24 protein-coding genes and 1 other annotated feature are annotated in these 19926 nt (G+C 48.6%); of the genes, 10 read left to right on the top strand and 14 right to left on the bottom strand.

Annotated features, from left to right (window positions below; genetic code table 11):
- The first annotated feature begins 1 nt into the window (after position 1).
- The 6 genes from C7E00_RS01675 to C7E00_RS01650 all read left to right on the top strand — a co-directional run bounded on the left by C7E00_RS01675 (position 2) and on the right by C7E00_RS01650 (position 3308).
- Positions 2 to 307: a DUF4312 family protein gene (locus C7E00_RS01675; RefSeq protein ID WP_105302628.1), complete on the top strand. Its 306-nt coding sequence runs from the start codon at positions 2 to 4 to the stop codon at positions 305 to 307.
- Complete coding sequence (locus C7E00_RS01670) at positions 304 to 1029, top strand: DUF4311 domain-containing protein (protein ID WP_105302627.1); 726 nt, start codon at positions 304 to 306, stop codon at positions 1027 to 1029. The genes C7E00_RS01675 and C7E00_RS01670 overlap by 4 nt, the downstream gene beginning before the upstream one ends.
- Before the next feature lie 12 nt (positions 1030 to 1041).
- A complete protein-coding gene (locus C7E00_RS01665; protein WP_105302626.1) occupies positions 1042 to 1704 on the top strand; it encodes a DUF4310 family protein in 663 nt (220 codons plus the stop codon).
- A 31-nt stretch (positions 1705 to 1735) separates the two neighbouring features.
- Positions 1736 to 2473, top strand: coding sequence for a 2-dehydro-3-deoxy-phosphogluconate aldolase (dagF, locus tag C7E00_RS01660; RefSeq protein WP_204378535.1), 738 nt, complete (start codon positions 1736 to 1738; stop codon positions 2471 to 2473).
- A gap of 197 nt (positions 2474 to 2670) precedes the next feature.
- Positions 2671 to 2967, top strand: coding sequence for a type II toxin-antitoxin system RelB/DinJ family antitoxin (locus tag C7E00_RS01655; RefSeq protein WP_105302624.1), 297 nt, complete (start codon positions 2671 to 2673; stop codon positions 2965 to 2967).
- Positions 2968 to 2972: 5 nt separating this feature from the next.
- Positions 2973 to 3308: a type II toxin-antitoxin system RelE/ParE family toxin gene (locus C7E00_RS01650; RefSeq protein WP_105302623.1), complete on the top strand. Its 336-nt coding sequence runs from the start codon at positions 2973 to 2975 to the stop codon at positions 3306 to 3308.
- On the opposite strand, the gene C7E00_RS16580 is transcribed toward C7E00_RS01650, so the two are convergent.
- Positions 3225 to 3458 carry an HNH endonuclease gene (locus tag C7E00_RS16580; RefSeq protein ID WP_154505468.1) on the bottom strand — a complete coding sequence of 78 codons (234 nt, stop codon included), beginning with the start codon at positions 3456 to 3458 and terminating at the stop codon, positions 3225 to 3227. The genes C7E00_RS01650 and C7E00_RS16580 overlap by 84 nt on opposite strands.
- Before the next feature lie 119 nt (positions 3459 to 3577).
- Here C7E00_RS16580 and C7E00_RS15965 point away from each other — a divergent pair, with 119 nt between their 5' ends.
- The gene (locus C7E00_RS15965) at positions 3578 to 3772 is read left to right on the top strand and encodes a hypothetical protein (protein WP_135358128.1); all 195 of its coding nucleotides are present in this window, start codon (positions 3578 to 3580) and stop codon (positions 3770 to 3772) included.
- A gap of 181 nt (positions 3773 to 3953) precedes the next feature.
- Complete coding sequence (locus C7E00_RS01640; RefSeq protein ID WP_105302621.1) at positions 3954 to 4274, top strand: hypothetical protein; 321 nt, start codon at positions 3954 to 3956, stop codon at positions 4272 to 4274.
- A 16-nt stretch (positions 4275 to 4290) separates the two neighbouring features.
- On the opposite strand, the gene C7E00_RS01635 is transcribed toward C7E00_RS01640, so the two are convergent.
- The 11 genes from C7E00_RS01635 to C7E00_RS01585 form a co-directional block, all read right to left on the bottom strand.
- Positions 4291 to 5211 (bottom strand): phosphate acyltransferase, encoded by a 921-nt coding sequence (locus tag C7E00_RS01635; RefSeq protein WP_105302620.1) that lies wholly within the window; start codon positions 5209 to 5211, stop codon positions 4291 to 4293.
- On the bottom strand, positions 5208 to 6329 hold the full coding sequence (gene buk, locus C7E00_RS01630) for a butyrate kinase (protein ID WP_105302619.1): 1122 nt from the start codon (positions 6327 to 6329) through the stop codon (positions 5208 to 5210). The genes C7E00_RS01635 and buk overlap by 4 nt, the downstream gene beginning before the upstream one ends.
- A 10-nt stretch (positions 6330 to 6339) precedes the next feature.
- A complete protein-coding gene (locus C7E00_RS01625) occupies positions 6340 to 7401 on the bottom strand; it encodes an electron transfer flavoprotein subunit alpha/FixB family protein (RefSeq protein ID WP_105302618.1) in 1062 nt (353 codons plus the stop codon).
- 30 nt (positions 7402 to 7431) lie between these two features.
- The gene (locus tag C7E00_RS01620; RefSeq protein ID WP_105302617.1) at positions 7432 to 8220 is read right to left on the bottom strand and encodes an electron transfer flavoprotein subunit beta/FixA family protein; all 789 of its coding nucleotides are present in this window, start codon (positions 8218 to 8220) and stop codon (positions 7432 to 7434) included.
- Positions 8221 to 8235: 15 nt separating this feature from the next.
- Positions 8236 to 9390 (bottom strand): acyl-CoA dehydrogenase, encoded by a 1155-nt coding sequence (locus tag C7E00_RS01615; RefSeq protein WP_105302616.1) that lies wholly within the window; start codon positions 9388 to 9390, stop codon positions 8236 to 8238.
- 70 nt (positions 9391 to 9460) lie between these two features.
- Entirely contained in the window at positions 9461 to 10360 is a 900-nt protein-coding gene (locus tag C7E00_RS01610; RefSeq protein WP_105302615.1) for a 3-hydroxyacyl-CoA dehydrogenase family protein, read from the bottom strand.
- Positions 10361 to 10377: 17 nt separating this feature from the next.
- Positions 10378 to 11154, bottom strand: a complete 777-nt coding sequence (locus C7E00_RS01605) for an enoyl-CoA hydratase-related protein (protein ID WP_105302614.1) — start codon at positions 11152 to 11154, stop codon at positions 10378 to 10380.
- 4 nt (positions 11155 to 11158) lie between these two features.
- The gene (locus C7E00_RS01600; RefSeq protein ID WP_105302958.1) at positions 11159 to 12358 is read right to left on the bottom strand and encodes an acetyl-CoA C-acetyltransferase; all 1200 of its coding nucleotides are present in this window, start codon (positions 12356 to 12358) and stop codon (positions 11159 to 11161) included.
- A 597-nt stretch (positions 12359 to 12955) separates the two neighbouring features.
- Positions 12956 to 13846 carry a MetQ/NlpA family ABC transporter substrate-binding protein gene (locus tag C7E00_RS01595; protein ID WP_105302613.1) on the bottom strand — a complete coding sequence of 297 codons (891 nt, stop codon included), beginning with the start codon at positions 13844 to 13846 and terminating at the stop codon, positions 12956 to 12958.
- A gap of 19 nt (positions 13847 to 13865) precedes the next feature.
- On the bottom strand, positions 13866 to 14525 hold the full coding sequence (locus C7E00_RS01590; RefSeq protein ID WP_105302612.1) for a methionine ABC transporter permease: 660 nt from the start codon (positions 14523 to 14525) through the stop codon (positions 13866 to 13868).
- Positions 14525 to 15541 carry a methionine ABC transporter ATP-binding protein gene (locus C7E00_RS01585; RefSeq protein ID WP_105302611.1) on the bottom strand — a complete coding sequence of 339 codons (1017 nt, stop codon included), beginning with the start codon at positions 15539 to 15541 and terminating at the stop codon, positions 14525 to 14527. The genes C7E00_RS01590 and C7E00_RS01585 overlap by 1 nt, the downstream gene beginning before the upstream one ends.
- A 59-nt stretch (positions 15542 to 15600) precedes the next feature.
- Positions 15601 to 15840: a binding site (T-box leader), on the bottom strand.
- A 73-nt stretch (positions 15841 to 15913) separates the two neighbouring features.
- Here C7E00_RS01585 and C7E00_RS15960 point away from each other — a divergent pair.
- Entirely contained in the window at positions 15914 to 16204 is a 291-nt protein-coding gene (locus C7E00_RS15960; RefSeq protein ID WP_135358127.1) for a hypothetical protein, read from the top strand.
- 278 nt (positions 16205 to 16482) lie between these two features.
- Here the strand turns inward: C7E00_RS15960 and C7E00_RS01575 are convergent, their stop codons facing one another.
- Positions 16483 to 16824: a hypothetical protein gene (locus tag C7E00_RS01575; RefSeq protein ID WP_105302609.1), complete on the bottom strand. Its 342-nt coding sequence runs from the start codon at positions 16822 to 16824 to the stop codon at positions 16483 to 16485.
- Positions 16824 to 18152 (bottom strand): IS30 family transposase, encoded by a 1329-nt coding sequence (locus C7E00_RS01570; RefSeq protein WP_105302608.1) that lies wholly within the window; start codon positions 18150 to 18152, stop codon positions 16824 to 16826. Before C7E00_RS01570 ends, C7E00_RS01575 begins: the two co-directional genes overlap by 1 nt.
- A gap of 224 nt (positions 18153 to 18376) precedes the next feature.
- On the opposite strand from C7E00_RS01570, the gene C7E00_RS01565 reads away from it, so the two are divergent.
- Positions 18377 to 19801, top strand: a complete 1425-nt coding sequence (locus C7E00_RS01565) for a sensor domain-containing diguanylate cyclase (RefSeq protein WP_105302607.1) — start codon at positions 18377 to 18379, stop codon at positions 19799 to 19801.
- Positions 19802 to 19926: the final 125 nt, after the last annotated feature.

Genomic DNA, 19926 nt, shown 5'->3' with positions numbered 1-19926 from the left:
CATGCAGGATCAGCTTCTGAAAACAATGAAGCGTTCCTATGAAGTAACAGCTTCCGGCGACAAATACGTGAATGTTGTCGGCTCACTTTTTAATCAGATGAGAAGCAAGGCTTATGAGGATCTTGGCGGAAAACCTCTGATCAATCTGAAAGCTGAGGAAGTTTACTTCGAGGATGTAAAGGTCAATAAGTACACAGAACGCTTCCTGTTCCTGTTTTGGCCCCGCGAGAAAAAGGACTTTACCATTAAGGCACGCATAATGGTAGTCATAGATTATCTGGATCTGAAAGAGGAGGATATCAAATGATACAGATTGTCATCTATTCGCTGATCATTGGTGCGATTGGCGGAGGCTGCATCGCTGCTGGTGCTGCTCGAATGAACTATGCACCGGAGATTCAGTCAATGGGCGCATTCAGAACATTAGGGGAACTGAATGCATGTGCAGGGGATCCTGCAGCTCATCTATCATTCGGACTGGGTTTCTTCTTCAATGCTGCTGCGCAGACCGTTGCAGCTGGTTCCCTCACTCAGGATGTGATGCATCGTATTGTTCCTAACTGGGCTGCTGGTCTTCTGCTGCTGAAGAACAGAGATGTCAAGCAGACTCTGTGGAATCCTGCAAGAATGATGTGCATGGGTGCTGCAGTTGGAGCTGTAGTCGTTACATTCCTGAATACTCTGGCATCCCTGATTCCGGAAAAGCTTTCTACAATTGCTGCAAATGTACTGAGTCCTGCAACATCCTGGCTGATCAATCCGGTAATGCCTGCAGTGTTCTGGCTTGCTGCAATTGATGGCGGCAAGTTCACGGGTCTCTGGGGAACGATCCTCGGCGGCGTATCCGCGGCAATTTCCGGAAATGCAGTACCTGGTGTTGTTCTTGGCATTCTGATCGGGAAGACCGCAGAGAACAATGGCTATTCTTCAAAGATCTTCAAGATCATGCTTGCAATCGTTATAGTCATGTTCTTCGCGATTGGTTACTTCCGCGGATTCTGGACAAACCTGTTTACATTTGGAGCATAAGGAGATACTGCCATGAGTGAAAATAACAATGCTAAAAAGGCCTGGATTGACAGACTGAATGATTTCTTAATGAAGGATAATACCTTCATCCTGCTGATTGCTGGTGCTGCGGCGGCCATCTTCGCGGGTACCTTCATGTTCATCAACTACCATACCGGTGCATTCAATGAGGTTTCCATCACTGCCATGCTCAGCGATGGCATGAGCACAGGTGACTATTCTGCTGCTGCAGGTTTTGCGGCTGGATTTCTGATTGCGCGTATTCTTGAAGGACCGCTGGTCGGACTTCTGGATATCGGCGGATCTCTCCAGACCGGTGTCGGAATTGGTATCCCGGCGCTAATGCTTTCTATGGGCATTGAGGCTCCGCTGCATAACTTCGGCCTGGCTCTCATTGTTGGCTTTGCAATCGGTGCAGTTCTTGGCGTGATCATTATGGCGATCCGCAAATTCGTTCCGAAGGGAATTGCAGTTGGCGGAACAGATATCATGATGGGCGCTGGCAACCGTACTGGACGGTTCCTTGGCCCGATGATCATTATCGCTGCTTGCTCTTATAACGCATGGGTCGGTATTGGCTCAATTATCGGTGCTGCTATTTTCTACAAGTGGGGCAAAGACATTACAGGCGGTGCTATTATCGGCGCAATGATTCTTGGCGCTATTATGATGTAAGAGCTATTTTTGAGAAAGAGGAATGAAATCAATGTCAGAATTATGGATTAAAGACAGAGCGTGCATTAACGTTCTTGGCGGTTCAATTGAAAATGCCGAAGAGATTTACAAGGCTTCCGAAGGCCATGCCCTTGTGGGAGTACTGACTGCAAACTATCAGTGTGTCGATGATGCAATCGTTGATATGCAGAAGTACAACGAAGTGCTCAATGGAAACCTTTCAGTAGGTCTCGGAAATGGAAACCCTGCGCAGTGCTATGATGTTGCTGCAGTTGCAAAAGCAGTGAAGTGCAAGCATTATAATCAGGCATTTACTTATGTCAGTGCAACGCGTGCAAACGTAGGGAATGATGATGCAATTGTCAATGCTATGTGCACACTGACAGGCACTCCTGGTATTATCCGGATTTCCACTGGACCTATCTCAAGCAAGTCAGAAAAAGGAGCAGACGTTCCTGTTGATACTGCAATCGACATGATTCGCGATATGGGCGGTTCCAGCATCAAGTTCTTCCCGATGCATGGGCTTGCTCATCGTGAGGAAGTGGTCGCAGTTGCTGAAGCTTGCGGCAGAAAAGGCCTATGGTTTGAACCGACAGGTGGAATTGACTTAGACAATTTCCGTGAAATTGTTGATATCTGCCTGCAGCAGAACGTAAGAAGATTCATTCCTCATGTATACTCCAGTATTATTGATAAGGAGACAGGACTTACCAGGGTTGAGGATGTCAAGAAATTGGTAAAGATCCTGGAAGAGGAATTAGCTTAGTTTCTAGAAAAAGAGAAGCAGAAGTTGGCAAGAAACCATCTTCTGCTTTTTTTGCTTGTAAATTGAAAAACGCGCACGTCAGGGGGCGCAGATCGTTTGGCGAACCGGATTTAGAGATACAGACCACTCCGCCCGTTAAGTTGTATTGCAGCCAGCATAACAATGCATTACAATTTGGCCAAAGGAAGGTGCTTACCATGAAAGATTCAACAGTTAGCGCTCGCGTTGAAACGAATATCAAAATTGAAGCAGAGGATATTCTGCAGAAGCTGGGGGTTCCATCATCAGTCGTTATCAATTCGCTGTATCGCCAGATTATCTATCACAAAGGCATCCCGTTTTCGTTAACAGTGCCTGCGGAACCGGAAACAATAGATAGCATGTCGGAAGACCGACTTGATGCGAAATTGTCCCGTAGCTATGCTCAGTCTGTTGCCGGTGATGGTAGACCGGTGAAAGATGTTTTTGATGATCTCGAAAGGAGTTTAAAATAAAATTAGTGGATTCTTTCGAAATAGTCATTACTCCCGATGCCGAGGCTGATCTTCTGGAGATCAGAGATTACATAGCTTATACGCTTCTTGTGCCGGATGTTGCACTGGATTACATTCGGGTAATTCGCAGAGAGATCGAGAAGCTGTCGTATATGACAGTAAGTATTGCTCCGATTGATAAGGAGCCTTGGCATAGTCGAGGTGTCCATAAGATCATCGCTAAAAATTTCTATATCTACTACAGGCTAGACGAATCATCAGGCAGAGTATATGTTATGAACGTAATTTACGCAAAAAGAGACCAGCTTAAGGCGCTTAAGAAAATTCCTATCGATCATTGAGACAAAGGCAGTTTCTTTTGAGAGATGTGGGGGCTGCCTTTCTATATCGCCGCGCTTCCCGTGGATCTTCTTGTAGCAACTCCAGCATAAACTTTCGAGGTTGCTCTCATCATTCGTCCCACCCTCGGAGAGTGGGAGGATGTGGTTCACCTCCTCGGCCACTTCATACCTGCCGCGCTGTATTTACTCACTTGAATTTTGGACTGCTTTATATTGGAAATACAGATTTTTACAATGGCAGATTAGATTCTGATCGTTATATGAGCGTAATGTACAAAGACCCATTACCATCAGATATGGGAATTATGGCTGGATGGGATTATCTTGATGATAACAGTCCTACGGTTGAATTAATACCAGAGCGAAATATGGAAACAGGAATTGAAGAGCCTGCTCGTTTCAGTGCTTCATCCGGTCTTGCTTCATGCAATGCAATCCGGATGATCTGTATCGCCTCCTCCTGAATGATCATAGACAAACTGCTCCTATATCAGTATTTTAGAACATTCCTGCATGAAGGAATACCAGGATGGACACTCCTGCAAAAGATGTTCACGCCAGATCTTTTCAGACCCTTTACATGCCTGTGATCTTTCCGGAAACCGTTCATTCTATGATATTCGTGCCTGGGGAGGAGAAGTGGCAATGATGTTTTCTGCAATCGTTTCTCCGATCTTGCTTCTGTCTGCGCTTGCCGGAGCTCTGCTTGCCCTGATCTCTGTTCTGTTTCTGAATCATGCAGGGCATCTCTCCGCGGTATTCTGGCGGCTCATCCTTTCAGTTTCGATCCTGATGATTGCCTTTCCGCTGATCATCTTCTCGGATGAATTCTTTTCCTTCAGCATTCTCCTGTTCCTGATCTTTCTGGCCAACGGCCTCTGTTTTCTCTGTGCAGCGATCTATCTGCTTTCTCAGTCTCTGCGCGAGCTTTCCTCTTATCTGCAGACCAGGCATAGAAAAACCTGAAGCAAATGCCTCAGGTTCAGTGGTTCTTCTGATGTTCAGAAAGGATTGCCGCCAGGCAGATCGAATTCACTTTGACATCCTTCGTATCCGAGCGGGACGTCAGAATGACCGGTGCTGCCGTGCCCGTCAGGATGCAGCCAGCTTTGACTCCCGGCACCATGTGCTGAATTGCCTTATAGGTAATATTGCCCGCATGGATATCCGGGAAGATCAGAATATCGCTCTTTCCGGCACACGGTCTGTCCTGTGCGCCTTTTTCAATTGCCGCCTGTTCATACAGGGCAATATCCAGAGAAAGCGGTCCATCGACGACGCATCCGGTGAGCTCTCCGGCTTCATTTGCTTCATGAAGCTGTTCTGCTTCTACCGTTGCCGGCATCTTCGGATTCACAACTTCGACCGCTGCCAGCGGTGCTACTTTCGGGTTATCCACTCCGCAGGCATTGGCAATCTCCACACAGTAGCGGATCATCTCTTTCTTATCATCGAGAGTCGGGTACGGAATGAATGCCACATCTGACAGGAACAGCAGATGATCGATGCCCGGAATCTCAAATACGACTACATGAGACAATACTTTGTTCTTCCGCAGTCCTGCTTCCTTATCCAGCACGCTCTTCAGGAAATCCTTGGTCGGAAGAATTCCCTTCATGTACATATCTGCTTTGCCATCATGGACAAGCGATACAGCATGGTGGGCTGCTTCCTTCGGATCTTTCTCATCGATAATCTGATACTCATCGAGATTCATGCCGATCTTAGTTCCGATCGACCGGATTCCTGCTTCATCACCCACGAGAATTGCATCAACGATGCCCTTCTCATGTGCTTCCTTCACTGCTTCCAGCACCGGCTCATCCTGAGCGCAGGCAACTGACAGCACTTTCTTCCTGCAGGAAGAAAACTGATTCATCAGCTCTTCAAAACTGCGACTCATTTCTTCGTTTCCTCATCATGGAAGCCTGTCCATACCGGCTTTCCGGTATAGTGCTTCGGCTCCATCTCGCCCCTTAATACCTTAAGCGCATTATATGCCAGTGCTTCCTGCTCGAATTCTCCCGGATACACTGCAATCGGTGCAATCCACTCGCAGGACTTCCGGATGCCTTCCGTGATATCATCAAACCGCATCAGTCCGCCAGTCAGAACAATGCCATCGACGTTACCCTTGAGTACCGTTGCCATCGCTCCGATCCACTTGCAGATCTGATAGATCATCGCATTCCAGACTCTGGAAGCTTCCGGATCCTTCGCATCTACTCTGGCATGGATCTTATCGGAATCTGACGTATTGAACCAGCTCGAGAAGCCTCCGCCTGCACTGCATAATACCTTCAGCTGATCCCGATTCACGTCTTTCATATCGGCCAGCAGGGTCGTGATTGCCATGGAGCCCATTCTCGTTGGCGTGAACGGCCCTTCGCCGCCGCCTCCGTTATTGCCGTCAATCATCTTGCCATGCGCATGTGCCGAGATCGTGATGCCGCCATCGATATGGCAGATGATCAGATTCAGATCTTCATACTTCTTCCCGATGGATGCTGCATATCTTCTGCCTGCTTCCTTCGTGTTCAGCACATGCGAAGCAGGACGGCGATAGACTCCTTTCACGCCGGTGATTCTTGCCAGATCACAGTATTCATCCACAACCGTAGGATCCACCGTGAACATTCTGGCTCCGTACTTCTCATGAATCACTTCAGCCATCTGAACCCCGAGCATGGATGCGTGATACAGTCCCGCCACATGATTGCGGGTATCTTCCACCATCTGCTGGTTGATCTCATACGTACCGCTCTCCAGCGGATAGCACGGTCCGCCTCTGCCTACTACCGCATCAAGACCGGTCAGATCGATATGATGTTCCTTCAGGAACTCCTCAATGACCTCCATACGGTAATTCAGCTGGTTATTGATATCACCCAGGGATCTCAGAACCGTTGAATCATGGAACACATTGTCCTCAAACACTTTCTTCTCATTCTCGAACAATGACAGCTTCGTCGAAGTAGACCCTGGATTGATCACGAAAATCCGATAGACTTTCTCACTCATACGCAATTCCTCAGGCAGCCGCTTTTTCTGCCAGTGCCGCCTTGATCTTCTTTGTCAGTAACGGAACGACCTGGTTCAGATCTCCCACGATGCCATAGTCCGCAGTATCGAAGATCGGCGCATTCGGATCATTGTTGATCGCAATGATCAAGCCAGACTCTTCCATGCCCGCAACATGCTGAATGGCACCGGAAATACCGATGGCAAAATAGACATTCGGTCTGACGGTCTTGCCAGTCTGGCCGACCTGAAGTTCCTTAGGCATCCAGCCAGCATCAACTGCTGCTCTGGAGCAGGCAACCGTTCCATGCAGGGCATCCGCAAGATCCTGCAGAATGCTGAAGTTCTCCTTGGAACCGACGCCTCTGCCTCCGGATACGAGGATCTTGGCATCCTGGATATCCGCAGCCTTGGAGACCTCCTTCACGACTTTCAGAATCTCTACCCAGCAGTTGTTCTTCTCGAAGCCAGGGTTGTAGTTCACAACCTCTGCCTTGGCACCCGGCTTCGGTTCTGCCTTCTTCATGACACCCGGACGCACGGTAGCCATCTGCGGACGGAAGTTCGGGCAGGCAATGGTAGCGATCGTATTGCCCCCGAATGCCGGACGAGTCATCAGCAGCTGTCCGTGTTTCTGATCTGCTTCATGTCCTGGCACTGCGGTCAGCGGATAATCGCCGATCTCAAGACCAGTGCAGTCTGCAGTCAGGCCGGTATGCACACGAGCACTGACCCGCGGGCCGAGATCTCTGCCGATTGCAGTAGCGCCGATCAGCAGTATTTCCGGCTTGTACGTATCAATCACCGATGCCAGTGCATGCGCATACGGTTCGCTCGTATATTCTTCCAGAGCAGGATCATCGACCACAATGACACGGTCTGCGCCATATTCTGCAAGCTCATCGGTCAGTCCGGAAACATGATATCCGAGCAGCACTGCAGTGACTTTCTTCTCTTCAAGATTTGCTGCAAGTTCCTTTGCCTTGCCGAGCAGTTCCAGGGAGATCGGGGAAATCTTTCCGTCGGTTTCCTGTGCGTAGATGAATACGCCTTTATATTCACTTAAGTCCATTTCTCTTCTCCAGCCTTTCTGTCCTGATCCTCAGATGATGTGCTTGTCCTGAAGCAGATTCAGGATATCATCTGCCGCTTCTTCTGAAGACTCCGGAGTCACCTTCACGCCTTTGCCTTTTGCGACCTTATCGCTTGCTTTTGCGATCATGGTCGGAGAACCTTTGAGACCGATATTGGAATCATCGACATTCAGATCCTTTCGGCCCCATACGGTAACCTGCTGATCAAATGCCTTGAAGATTCCGCCAGGTGTCATATATCTCGGCGTCACTGCTTCGCCAAGCACCGTGACCAGTGCCGGAAGCTTTGCCCGCTCGATATGATAGCGGTCATCGAACTGACGCTTAGCCGTAACCGTATCGCCTTCCACGGTGATCTCAGACGCATACGAGATGCATGGCAGTCCGAGATGTTCTGCAATTTCCGGTCCGACCTGAGCCGTATCACCATCAATTGCCTGGCGTCCGGTGATAACCAGATCATATTCCATGTTCTTGAGTGCACCAGCAATCGTGGAAGAAGTTGCCCAGGTATCAGCACCGCCGAGCACCCGATCCGTGATCAGAAGTCCGGCATCTGCCCCCATAGCCATTGCTTCACGCAGCACTGCATCTGCCTTCGGCAGACCCATGGTCAGTGCTGTGACAGTTACATTTTCCGGATCCTGATCCTTGATGCGAAGTGCTGCTTCCAGGGCAGACTTGTCATCCGGATTCATGATCGACATCATTGCCTGCCGGTCCAGGGTTCCATCCGGCTTGAACTTCACGCCTCCCATGGTATCCGGAACCTGCTTCACGCAAACTACGATCTTCATTTTCCTGTCCTCCCTTTACTTCAGAAGCGCACCGGAAATCACCATTTCCTGGACTTCAGATGTTCCTTCATAGATCTCCGTGATCTTGGCATCACGCATCATGCGCTCTACTTCATAATCACGGATATAGCCATAGCCGCCCATCAGCTGCACGCAGCGAGTCGTGACATCCATTGCGGTTCTTGCCGCAGAAAGCTTTGCCATCGCTGCTTCTTCCGAGAAGCGATCCTTGGTCGCTTTCGCTTCCGCAGCGCGGTAAACCAGAAGCTTGGAAGCTTCGATCTCCGTTGCAAGATCGGCCAGAACAAACTGCGTATTCTGGAACATAGACAGAGGTCTGCCGAACTGCTTTCTGGTCTTCACATAAGCAAGCGTGCGATCGAATGCGCCTTCGGCCAGACCAAGCGCCTGGGCAGCGATTCCGATTCTGCCGCCATCCAGCGTATGCATCGCCAGAGGGAATCCTTTGCCCTGCTGACCAAGCAGGTTTTCCTTCGGAATTCTGCAGTTCTGGAAAATCAGTTCATAGGTTGCCGAACCGCGGATGCCCATCTTCTTCTCCTTGGTTCCGAACGTGAAGCCAGGCGTTCCCTTCTCGACGATGAAGGCAGAGAAGAGCTTCTTCTTTCTGCCCTTGGCATCTGTGACAATGTCGGTATAGGCAATGATGATATAGACATCTGCCTCTTTGCCATTCGTGATGAAGCACTTGGAACCATTCAGCACCCAGCTGTCGCCATCGAGCACGGCTCTGGTCTGAACCCCCTGAGCATCCGTTCCTGCACCTGGTTCAGTCAGGCCGAATGCGCCGAGCTTTTCGCCCTTCGCAAGCGGAACCAGGTACTTCTGCTTCTGTGCTTCCGTACCGAACTGGGCAATCGGATCTGCACAAAGCGATGTATGCGCAGACAGTGCTACTGCAGTCGTGCCGCATACTTTTGCCAGCTCTTCCACACACATCACATACGTCAGCGGGTCACATCCCTGACCCCCGTACTTCCGATCAAACGGAATTCCGAGGAATCCGTACTTTGCCATCTTCTCGATATTCTCGCGCGGGAACCGTTCTTCTTCATCCACTTCAATTGCATGAGGTTTTACTTCGTTCTCCGCAAACTGCTGAAACAGTCTGCGCGCCATCTCATGTTTCTGATCCAGCTGAAAATCCATTGCTATGACCTCCGTCTTCTATTCTATTCAACCGAAAGCGCCGGCAGACCATTCCGGCGCTTTCAGAGTATTATTTAGCAGCTTCTGCCGCAGGCTTCTTCTGGTCGACTGCGACTTTTCCGCCATCTGCGTAATTGTAGAACCCAATTCCGCTCTTTACGCCAAGATGGCCTGCACGCACCATTTTCTTCAGCAGCTGAGCCGGGCGATACTTGGAATCTCCGCTCTCGGTATACAGCACATTCATGATGGCAAGGACAACATCCAGGCCGATATAATCCGCCAGTTCCAGCGGTCCCATCGGATGGTTGCAGCCAAGCTTCATTGCCGTATCAATTCCGGTGATGTCCGCAATGCCATCTGAATAGACCTGAATACCTTCGTTGATCATCGGGATCAGGATCCGGTTGACCACGAAGCCGGCACTCTCTTCGACCTGTACCGGAGTCTTGCCGAGCAGTCCGGCAATCTCAATGATCTTCTGAACTGTTTCTTCCGGAGTATTCAGACCGGCGATGACTTCCACCAGCTTCATGACCGGAGCCGGATTGAAGAAGTGCATGCCGACGACCGGCTTCTTGAGACCTGCGCCGATTTCCGTGATGGAAAGCGAGGACGTATTCGTCGCATAGATGCAGTCCGGATTTCTGACAACTTCATTCTGCATATGCTTGAAGAGCTTCTTCTTCAGCTCCATGTTCTCGATGACTGCTTCCACAACGAGATCCGGATCCACTGCGATTTCATCTGTACCAGTCTGGATCTTGGCAAGAATGTTTCCTGCCTCTTCCTGGGTCATCTTCCCCTTGGAGATTCTCTTCGAAAAAGCACTGACAATCCGATTCAGTCCGGACTCTGCATATTCCACTTCCAGATCACAGAGATATACTTTGTCTACTTCCGGGCACTGTGCAAATGTCTGAGCAATACCCCGGCCCATCGTGCCGGCTCCGATTACTGCTACCTTCATATCATCTCATCCTCTTTTCAGTTATTCGTGAATGTCTTTTCTCTGCGCTTTTCCAGGAATGCGTTCATGCCTTCCTTCTGATCATGTGTTGTGAAGCATGCACCGAAGCGCTTCTCTTCCAGAGCTGTCGCTTCATCCATGCCAAGCTCCAGACCTTCGTTGATATCTGCCTTTGCATAACGCACTGCAATCGGAGCATTCGCCGCAACCTGACCAGCAAGCTTTCCAGTTTCCGCTAACAGATCCGCAAGCGGAACAACCTTGTTCACAAGTCCGATCCGCAACGCTTCGTCAGCTTTGATATTGCGCGCCGTATAGATCATCTGCTTCGCATAGCCAGGACCGATCAGTCTGGCCAGCCGCTGCGTTCCGCCGAATCCCGGCGTGATTCCAAGTCCTGTCTCAGGCTGTCCGAATACTGCATTTTCTGAAGCAATCCGGAAGTCGCAGGACATTGCCAGCTCGCAGCCGCCGCCTAATGCATAGCCATTGACTGCTGCAATCACCGGAATCGGGAACGTCTCGATCCTTCGGAACAGATCATTTCCTTTTTTCGAAAATGCTTTTCCTTCTTCTTCGTTCAGAGAGCTCATCTCCCCGATATCCGCACCGGCAACAAATGATTTTTCTCCGGTGCCGGTGATGATCAGGCAGCGGATCACGCTCTGATCAACCTGATCCAGTGCTCTGCTCAGATCTTCAAGCACTTCGGAATTCAATGCATTCAGTGCCTGGGGACGATTCACAGCAATCGTTCCGACCGCACCTTCTGCTGTATACGTCACGAATGACATGTTCTCAGTCCTCGCGTTCTACCACCGTTGCGCAGCCCATGCCGCCGCCGATGCAAAGTGTTGCAAGACCGCGATGTGCATTGCGCTGCTGCATTGCATACAGAAGCGTAACGAGAATTCTTGCACCGGAAGCTCCGACCGGATGGCCTAATGCAATAGCACCGCCATTCACATTCAGCTTTGCCGGATCGAACTTCAGTTCCTTCGCAACTGCTACACTCTGTGCTGCAAATGCTTCATTTGCTTCATAGAGATCGAAGTCATCAATCGTCAGGCCAGTCTTCGCAAGAACTTTCTTCGTTGCGGCAACCGGGCCGACACCCATGATGGAAGGATCTACGCCGCCAAGACCGCCGGCAACCCAGGTTGCCATCGGCTTCACGCCAAGTTCCTTTGCCTTTTCCTCAGACATCACGACCAGAGCTGCAGCACCATCATTGATCCCTGACGCATTGCCGGCAGTGACAACACCGCCCTGCTTGCCAGAGCAGCACTTCAGCTTTGCAAGAACTTCCGGTGTCTGGCCTTCACGAGGTCCCTCATCCGTATCCACGGTGACGATGCCTTTCTTTTTGCCAAGATTCACTTCGATCGGAACAATCTCATCCTTGAATCTGCCATGATCTCTTGCATCGCAAGCCTTGTTCTGGGAATGAGCAGAGAACTCATCAAGCTCTTCTCTTGTCAGATGCCACTGCTCCGCAACATTCTCAGCAGTGATCATCATGTGATAATCTCCAAATGCATCCCATAATGCATCATGCACCATGGCATCTACGAGACCATCCTTCGGCGTGTTCATCCGATATCCGAATCTTGCATGCGGCAGCAGGTACGGACCATTGCTCATGGATTCCATGCCGCCGGCTACTACCACATCCGCATCGCCTGCCAGAATCATTTCTGCAGCCATATTCACGCAATCAAGACCTGATCCGCATACCACGTTCACAGTAACTGCCGGGCAGGTAACCGGAAGACCTGCTTTGATGGAAGCCTGCCGGGCAGGATTCTGTCCCAGACCTGCCTGGATGACATTGCCCATATATACATGATCCACCTGCTCAGGCTTCAGCCCGGCACGCTTCACTGCTTCTCTGATTACTGCTGCTCCGAGATCCACTGCCGGGACCGTGCTCAGTTCGCCGCCCATCTTGCCGATCGCTGTTCTGCATGCACTTGCAATTACGATTTTCTTTGCCATCTGCTCATCCTTCTCTTTCATTTTTACTTTGTGATGTATTTCACAGTGATTACCTTACCACTCCGGAATCCGGAATCAAGAGCAAATTGTTAAAGAAATCACATGTAACCGCTATCATTCAAATTTTCTGTTTTTAGCTTGTGAATTAATTCATTTTATGTTTTTCTGAAGCGCTTACATTTAACAAGCGAAATTTTTGCTATCCTTTGACAGATCATGCTTATCTGACAATATTCATGTGCAAATACGCGTAGATAATGGTCTTATTTCAGCTCTTATGAAAAATAAAAATTCTCCGATCATAATCTATGAACCCGTTTCTACGTGCCTGTCATTTCAAGCATCATGAAATACTCATTCTTTTTTTGAATTACTGTCTTCTGACCATTCCATCATTTCTGCCAGAGATTTCATCCGAAATAGCTCTTTTTCAAAGTGCAGAATGTGCAGATATGACGATCCTATGAAGACCTCTAAAGAGATGAGACCCGGATGATTCCGATCATCGTTCCGGGCTTCCTGCCGAAAAGAAAAAAAAGCAGAAATCCTTCCGTTTCCGGAAGAACTTCTGCAGATTCAGATTCTGATCAGACAATCTTATTCTGCTGGAATGACAGAACCATCTGTCCAGGTTTCCCTGATGAAGTTCTTGATATCATCAGAGGTCAAAACTTCTGCCAGTGCCTTGATTCTAGGATCATCCTTAAGTTCTGTACGGGTGACCAGGATATTCACATAAGGGTTGGAAGCATCTGCCTGTTCAAGCAGCAGTGCATCCTGAGACGGCTTGAGGCCTGCAGCGATTGCATAGTTCCCATTGATGGCAACGAGATCTGCCTGGTCATCATCCAGGGTATTGGTCAGCTGCTCCGGGTTCACCTCAATTGAGAAATCAAAGTTATGAGGATTGTCAACGATGTCTTCCTTCGTTGCGGTCAGTTCATCTACGCCATCTTTCAGTGTGATGAGCCCTGCCTTTGCAAGGATAGAAAGAATACGGCCATGGTCTGCAACTGAATTGGAAGTGACGATATGCGCACCATCAGGGAGTTCATCCAGTGAGCTGTACTTCTTCGAATAGAAACCGAACGGTTCAATCTCTACTCCTGCAACATTGACCAGATCATAACCATTCTCTGCAACTTCGTTATCAAAGAACGGTACATGCTGGAAGAAGTTCGCATCCGCATCGCCATCATTCACTGCTCTGTTCGGAGTGTAGTAATCTTCGGTTTCAATGATATTGAGCTTGATATTGTACTTTTCCTGCAGAATCGGTGCTGCTGCATTCAGAATGACTTCATGCGGGTTTGCAGTAGCGATGACGGAGAGAGTCTGCGGCTCAGCTGAAGCGGCTGCTGAAGCTGCTGCTGAGGCAGAAGCAGCTGCTGGTGCGGAACTAGCTGCAGTGCTGCTGCTTCCGCATGCAGCAAGCGACAATGCGAGAATTGCGGAGGAGATGATTCGTGTGAACTTTCCTGTTTTCATTTTCTTTCCCTTTCCTGTTTTATCGTTTATCGATTTTCTTTACGACCGCATCGCCGATCCACTGGATCACGAATACGATCAGGACAATAATCACCGTGGAACTGTAGAGGATGGCGTCGTTCCGTCTTGCAAAGCCATACATATATGCAAGATTTCCGAGGCCGCCAGCGCCGATCGCACCGGCCATAGCTGTGTATCCCACCAGAGAGATTCCGGTTACTGCAATCCCTGAGACGATTGCAGGCATGGATTCCGGAAGAAGCACTTTGAAGATAATCTGAGCATTGGTAGCCCCCATGGACTTTGCCGCTTCAATCGTTCCTTTATCCACATCCTGGAACGCGATCACGCACATTCGCGCAAAGAATGGCGTGCTTGCAAATATCAGCGGCGGCAATGCCGCTTTTGCGCCAAGCATGGTTCCCACCAGAGCCCTGGTCAGAGGAATGAGGAGGATCAGCAGAATCAGAAACGGAATGGCTCTCAGAACATTCACGATGATATCGACGATACGATTCAGGATCCGGTTCTGAAGAAGTCCTCCGGTCTGCGTGCAATAGAGCAGAATTCCGATCAGAAGGCCGAAGACTGCAGCAAAGAACAGAGAAACAAAAGTCATATAGACTGTTTCCCATACCGCCTGGAGCAGCTGTTCCACATTCAGCGTTGATTCAATCATCACAGCACCTCCACTTTCACATTCCTCGACACGAGGTATTCCACGAACTTGTTATACTCTTCGTCCTTTGCCTGGAAGAGATGAAGGTAGGTGGTTCCGAATGGACCATCTTTGGTGCTGGTGATATCAGACTGCACAATGGATACCGGAAAGCTGACCAGACGGATCGCATCAGAGATCACCGGATCATCCGTCCCGGAAGTAAAGATCAGTCTCAGCAGGATTCCATCAGGATATTTCTTCCGAAGGTTTTCTGCCAGTGTTTCAATTTCTTCAGAGGCATTGACATTCTGAACAAAGCGCTTCGTGATTTCATGTTTCGGATGCTCGAAGAGTTCTTTGACAGTTCCTTCTTCAACAACCTTTCCTTCGCTCATGACAGCCATTCTGGAACAGATCTGCTGAACAACTTCCATCTGGTGAGTGATCATCACAATGGTGATTCCCATCTTCTGATTGATCTGCTTCAGAAGATCCAGAATCTGTTCCGTCGTATCCGGATCCAGTGCCGAGGTTGCTTCATCTGAGAGCAGAATCTTCGGGTCATTTGCCAGTGCTCTGGCAATTCCTACTCTCTGTTTCTGTCCGCCCGAGAGCTCGCTCGGATAGCTGTTCTCTCTGCCATCCAGTCCTACGAGATGAATCAGCTCTGCAGCCTTCTTCTCCCGTTCTTCCTTCGGCACTCCGGCAAATTCCAGCGGCAGCTCAATGTTCTTCTGCACGGTTCTTGACCACAGAAGATTGAAGTGCTGGAAGATCATGCCGATCTTCTGCCTTTCCTGTCTCAGCTCATTCTTGCTGAGGTTCTGCATCGTACGGCCGTCGATGATCACATCGCCGGCACTCTGTCGTTCCAGCTGATTGACAATCCGGACCAGTGTGGATTTTCCGGCACCGGAATACCCGATGATGCCATAGATTTCACCATCATGAATCGTAAGATCCACCCCGTTGACCGCATGAATATCGTCGTTTTTCGTCTCAAACACCTTGACGATATGCTTCAGTTCAATCATGCTGCTCCTCCTTTCCCATAGAAACAAAAACCGTCCCTGCAAGAACACTCCATGGTTCTTTCAAGGACGGGATTGATCTCTCGTGTTACCACCTTGCTTCTCATCCGCATCACTGCAGATGACTCACTGAGTACAGACATACTCCTGTCCGGTAACGGGAACTCCCGTCAGCACTTACTCCAGTTCAGTGCTGCAGCTCTGAGACCATCTTCCTCTGTTCCTGCACTGTTCCGTTTCACCAGTTCCGGAACTCTCTTGGAATGCAGAGAGCAGACTACTCTTCTCTTCAAGGCTTTGAAATCAGTATACGATTCTGAAGAAGAAAATCAACTTCTTTTTTCTCATTCTCTCACGGAACATTACAATGAACCCATGAGCAAAAAGGAATACACCAAAGAAGAAAGAACTGCCCAGATCTGTCAGCTGATCCGGAAAATGGGCTATCCGGAAGAATTCGGCTATGCATTAGCAGAAGAACTGGAGACCGAGAATGCCATGCGCCGCATGGTCGGATATCTCTTATCCGCTGACCATCCAAGGATGGAAGATATCGCTGATGAAGCACTCGCCATCATTGAAATGAATCAGCATTGGAAAGAAAAGAAAATCCGGGAATATGAACACGCTCGCTATCTCAATGAAAACCGCCGCAGGGTGAATTGAAAAACTGAACGCAAGTTTTACGAAGTTATCGCAAGCTGTGTGTGACAAGGAATAGTGAGAGACCGGTTCTGAAGTAATTCCGGTCTCTTTTCTATGGATTTTCTGCCTGAAATGATAGGAAAAGTGTTCAAATACGTTACAATTTAAGCGCAGTAAAACCTGCCCTGCTGCGCCGATAAAATTCAGACACGGTCAGCGCAACGGGGAATAATGACGGATGTTCAGCCAGAACCTGCCATGATTTCAATGCTTAGTGCTTGGTGGTGCCGGTAAGATGATTATGAGGGAATCTCATACTTCATCGGCAGAATGCGGTTATAAATCTTCTTGTACCGAGGACGTTTCTTCTTTGGATAAACGGAGTAGAAGAGATCATGATCCCTGAGAAACGAGAAGCTGACGTATTCGAGATCGAGAACCTGCGGATCAGGAAGAGGATCTACAAGAGCGAAAAAGCAGCCGCTCTCTCTGTGCCAGCTCATGATGTAAAAGTCGATATGAGCGGTGCAGTCCTGGATGTAGATGCTAACAAGAGATTCCTTCTCGTCTCCAGGCAATTCCTGCGGAGCATTCGTCATTATGACTTTGGTGATCTCAGGAAGGCTTACGGTGTATTTCATTACTCGATGCCTTCCTTTCTTCTGGAGTCATGATAAATTCTGACAAGGGAAGGGTCCAGAATTACATCCTTTCCCTGGATCTGATGAATGCGGAAACACTTTTCCGCAATGTCATCGCCATAGGCAAACGAGAACATTTCATAGGGAGTGTGGTCATTCAGCTTCTTCCTGCGCAGCGAATTTGTATGACTGAACGCAAGATCGAAGAAATCCTGGTCCAGATCATTGAATGAATGTCCCTTCGGAATGATTCTGCGGAAGACGGAATGCGTATTCTCACAGTTAGGCTTCTGGTATGGAGCACCAGGATCGCAGTAGAACACATAGACACCGAACTTCTCAATTTCTGACGGATTGGAAAATTCTGATCCATTATCCAGAAGCCATACAGCTGGCATCACTTTCTGGAATAGTTCCGCACCAAGAGATTCATACAGATGATTGACAATTGATGTAACAGATGCCGAATTGTTATGGTCTCTGAGAAAGGCAATCTGGAAGTCCCAGTTCGCCCATGTAAGTGTCAGAATGCATTTTCCTCCCTTTTTTCCTTCTACGCTGTCACCCTGCAGAACAGAAAAATCCGGGTGTTCTTCCATGAATTTCAGATAGTCTTCATAGGTTCTTCCGATCCGGCACTTCTTGTCAACTTTGACGATCTGTGCCTTTTTACTGCGAGGCTTCATGCGCACGGCACGGGGAAGATCAATCGGTCTTGCGGAGATCAGACCCTGAGTGATCATATTGTAGGCATTATGTTCGCTGATGGTGAAAACGTCCGGCTCATCGACAAAGATATGATGGACTGACTGCCCCATTTTCAGACGATCTGATAGAAGAGTATCAATCTCCTTCACCTCGTCCTCGGTCAATGTGAGACCAGAACGAGACTCCTTGCGGATTTCTCTGGCTTTCTTGTCCGCTTGATCGGCATAATACATGTACTTTTTCAGAGGACAGTACTTCTTCTTTATGCACTGATTGCATACATATGGCGGTGAATCCAGCTTCCTGCAGACTTCTTCTCCGTAGCTGCTGCATGCCTGATTGCAGTTCTGTTTTCTGCAATGATTGCATTTCCTGTCTCTGCAGATACCTGACTGACCAGGACAGATTCCGGATATTGAACAATCCCGGCGATGAATACATCTGTTGGTATGTCCGACTCCGTAAGTGTTTACGAGCGTGCGATACTGCTTTACTTCTCTGCCAACAGAAGAAGCAGACATTCCGAGTTCATCAGCTATTTTTGCAAAGGAAAGACCATCAGAGAGATTCTTCTGAAGCGTAATACGCTTATCCAGATCAAAACGACGATAAGCTGCCATAGACAGTTCCTCCAGTTCTATCGTTAGATGGCAGTAATCTGGCTGATATCTAAATGTTAAAGGAAGAACCGTTTCAGATCTACTTAATGCAAGCCCTTTATAACTTCTTGTTCAGACATACTTAATGCAATACTGGGGTTGCGTTAACTTTTACAAGTGAAGAAAACCGCCGCAGATAGGTAAAACGGATTTCTCCTGACCCCTTCGTGTTATAGAATAGTTTCATGAGGAAATCATTCCGTCTGTTCTGGCCGGTAATCTATCTGGCAGTGTTCATCGCTGCCGGTTTCATGATCATCACGCTCTCCGACACTTCTTTCAGCCGTCAGCAGATGAAAGCCAATGCGGAAGATGTCGTCACGCTGACTGCAGACGTGCTCGATTCTGACATCAAGTCTTATGTGAATGAGTCCATTACGGTATCCAAATCCATGGCTTCAAGCTCATTCCTGATTGACTGGCTTCATCACGAACAAGAGCATCTGAACACTGACGGAGATCAGGAACTGGTGGAATATCTGCGATCCGTTCAGCAAGAATGGAATTATGACATTGCCTTTCTGGTCAGCACGAGGTCAAAGAATTATTACTACCAGGGCGGCATCAGCAAAGCCCTTGAAGCAAGCAATCCTTTTGACAGCTGGTATTACAACTTCGTCCGCTCCTCCTCGCTTTATAACTGCCAGGTCGATCACTCCGAAGCAACCGGAAACAAGATCACCTTGTTCGTGAATTACCGGATCGTCGACGATCGCGGAAACATGCTCGGAGTGATCGGCGTCGGAACCTCCATCCATAAAATTCAGCGTCTGATCGCCCAGAAAGAAAATGAGCAGAATGTGGAAATCTATGTGGTGAATGCAGGCAATGCAGATAATACCTTCACCTGGAACACCACCTGTTTCAAAACCGCAGATCTGGTTGAAGAGCTCACAGGAATCCCGGAGGAGATCATCAGCAGCCCTGCCCGAAAGCCATATGCCGCATGGAATGGAAACAAGTACCAGGTGATCATCAATGATTCCAGGATGAAATGGAACATCATCATCTCAAAAGACTGTTCGGTGGAAATCAGTGAGATCAATGATCACATGACAAACAGCCTGTTCATGAATCTGCTGATCACTTTCGGCTGCATCGTAGTATGCACACTGCTGATCCGATCCATGAGCCACCAGATTCATAAGTCTGAAAACATTGACTCTCTTACCGGGCTTCCGAATCGGACTCTGTTTGAAGAAGATTATCAGGATCTGCTTCGTCTGCATGAATCCAGCAACTCTTCCTTTGTTCTGATTGAAGCAGATCATCTTAAGAACTTCACGAATCAGTCTGTCCGTGTCCGTGATACGGTGCTCAACATCATCGCCCGCGTTCTTCAGGAGCAGGCAGGAAAGCAGGGAACCTTTGCACGCATGGATAATGACAGATTCATCGGCATCATCTATATGGATACGCACAATACCTGTTCCCTGATTGATCACATCAATGATGTTCTTCAGGAAGAGTACACCAGTTTTGACGTTTCCGTCTGTGCCGGAGTCACGATTGCGCTTCCGTTCATCCCTTATGCGGAAACACTGAAAGCCGCCGAAGAAGCACTTTACCGTGCAAAGAAAGAAGGAGAAGGATCTTCTGTTGCCTTATAGAAGAATGCATGCAGAGATTATGAATTCTCCAGGATCCTTTTCTCTTCATCGTTTCTGCGATCATATTGAAGGACATGCCTGCATATTAACCCCCGGGAAGGTTTTCCTTGCGCTGAGTCCTGAAG

The organism is Anaerolactibacter massiliensis (genome assembly GCF_900290205.1).
GTDB lineage: Bacteria > Bacillota_I > Bacilli_A > Erysipelotrichales > Erysipelotrichaceae > Bulleidia > Bulleidia intestinalis.
Note: the sequence above shows the minus strand (reverse complement) of the source record. Positions and strands in the feature narration are given on the sequence as shown.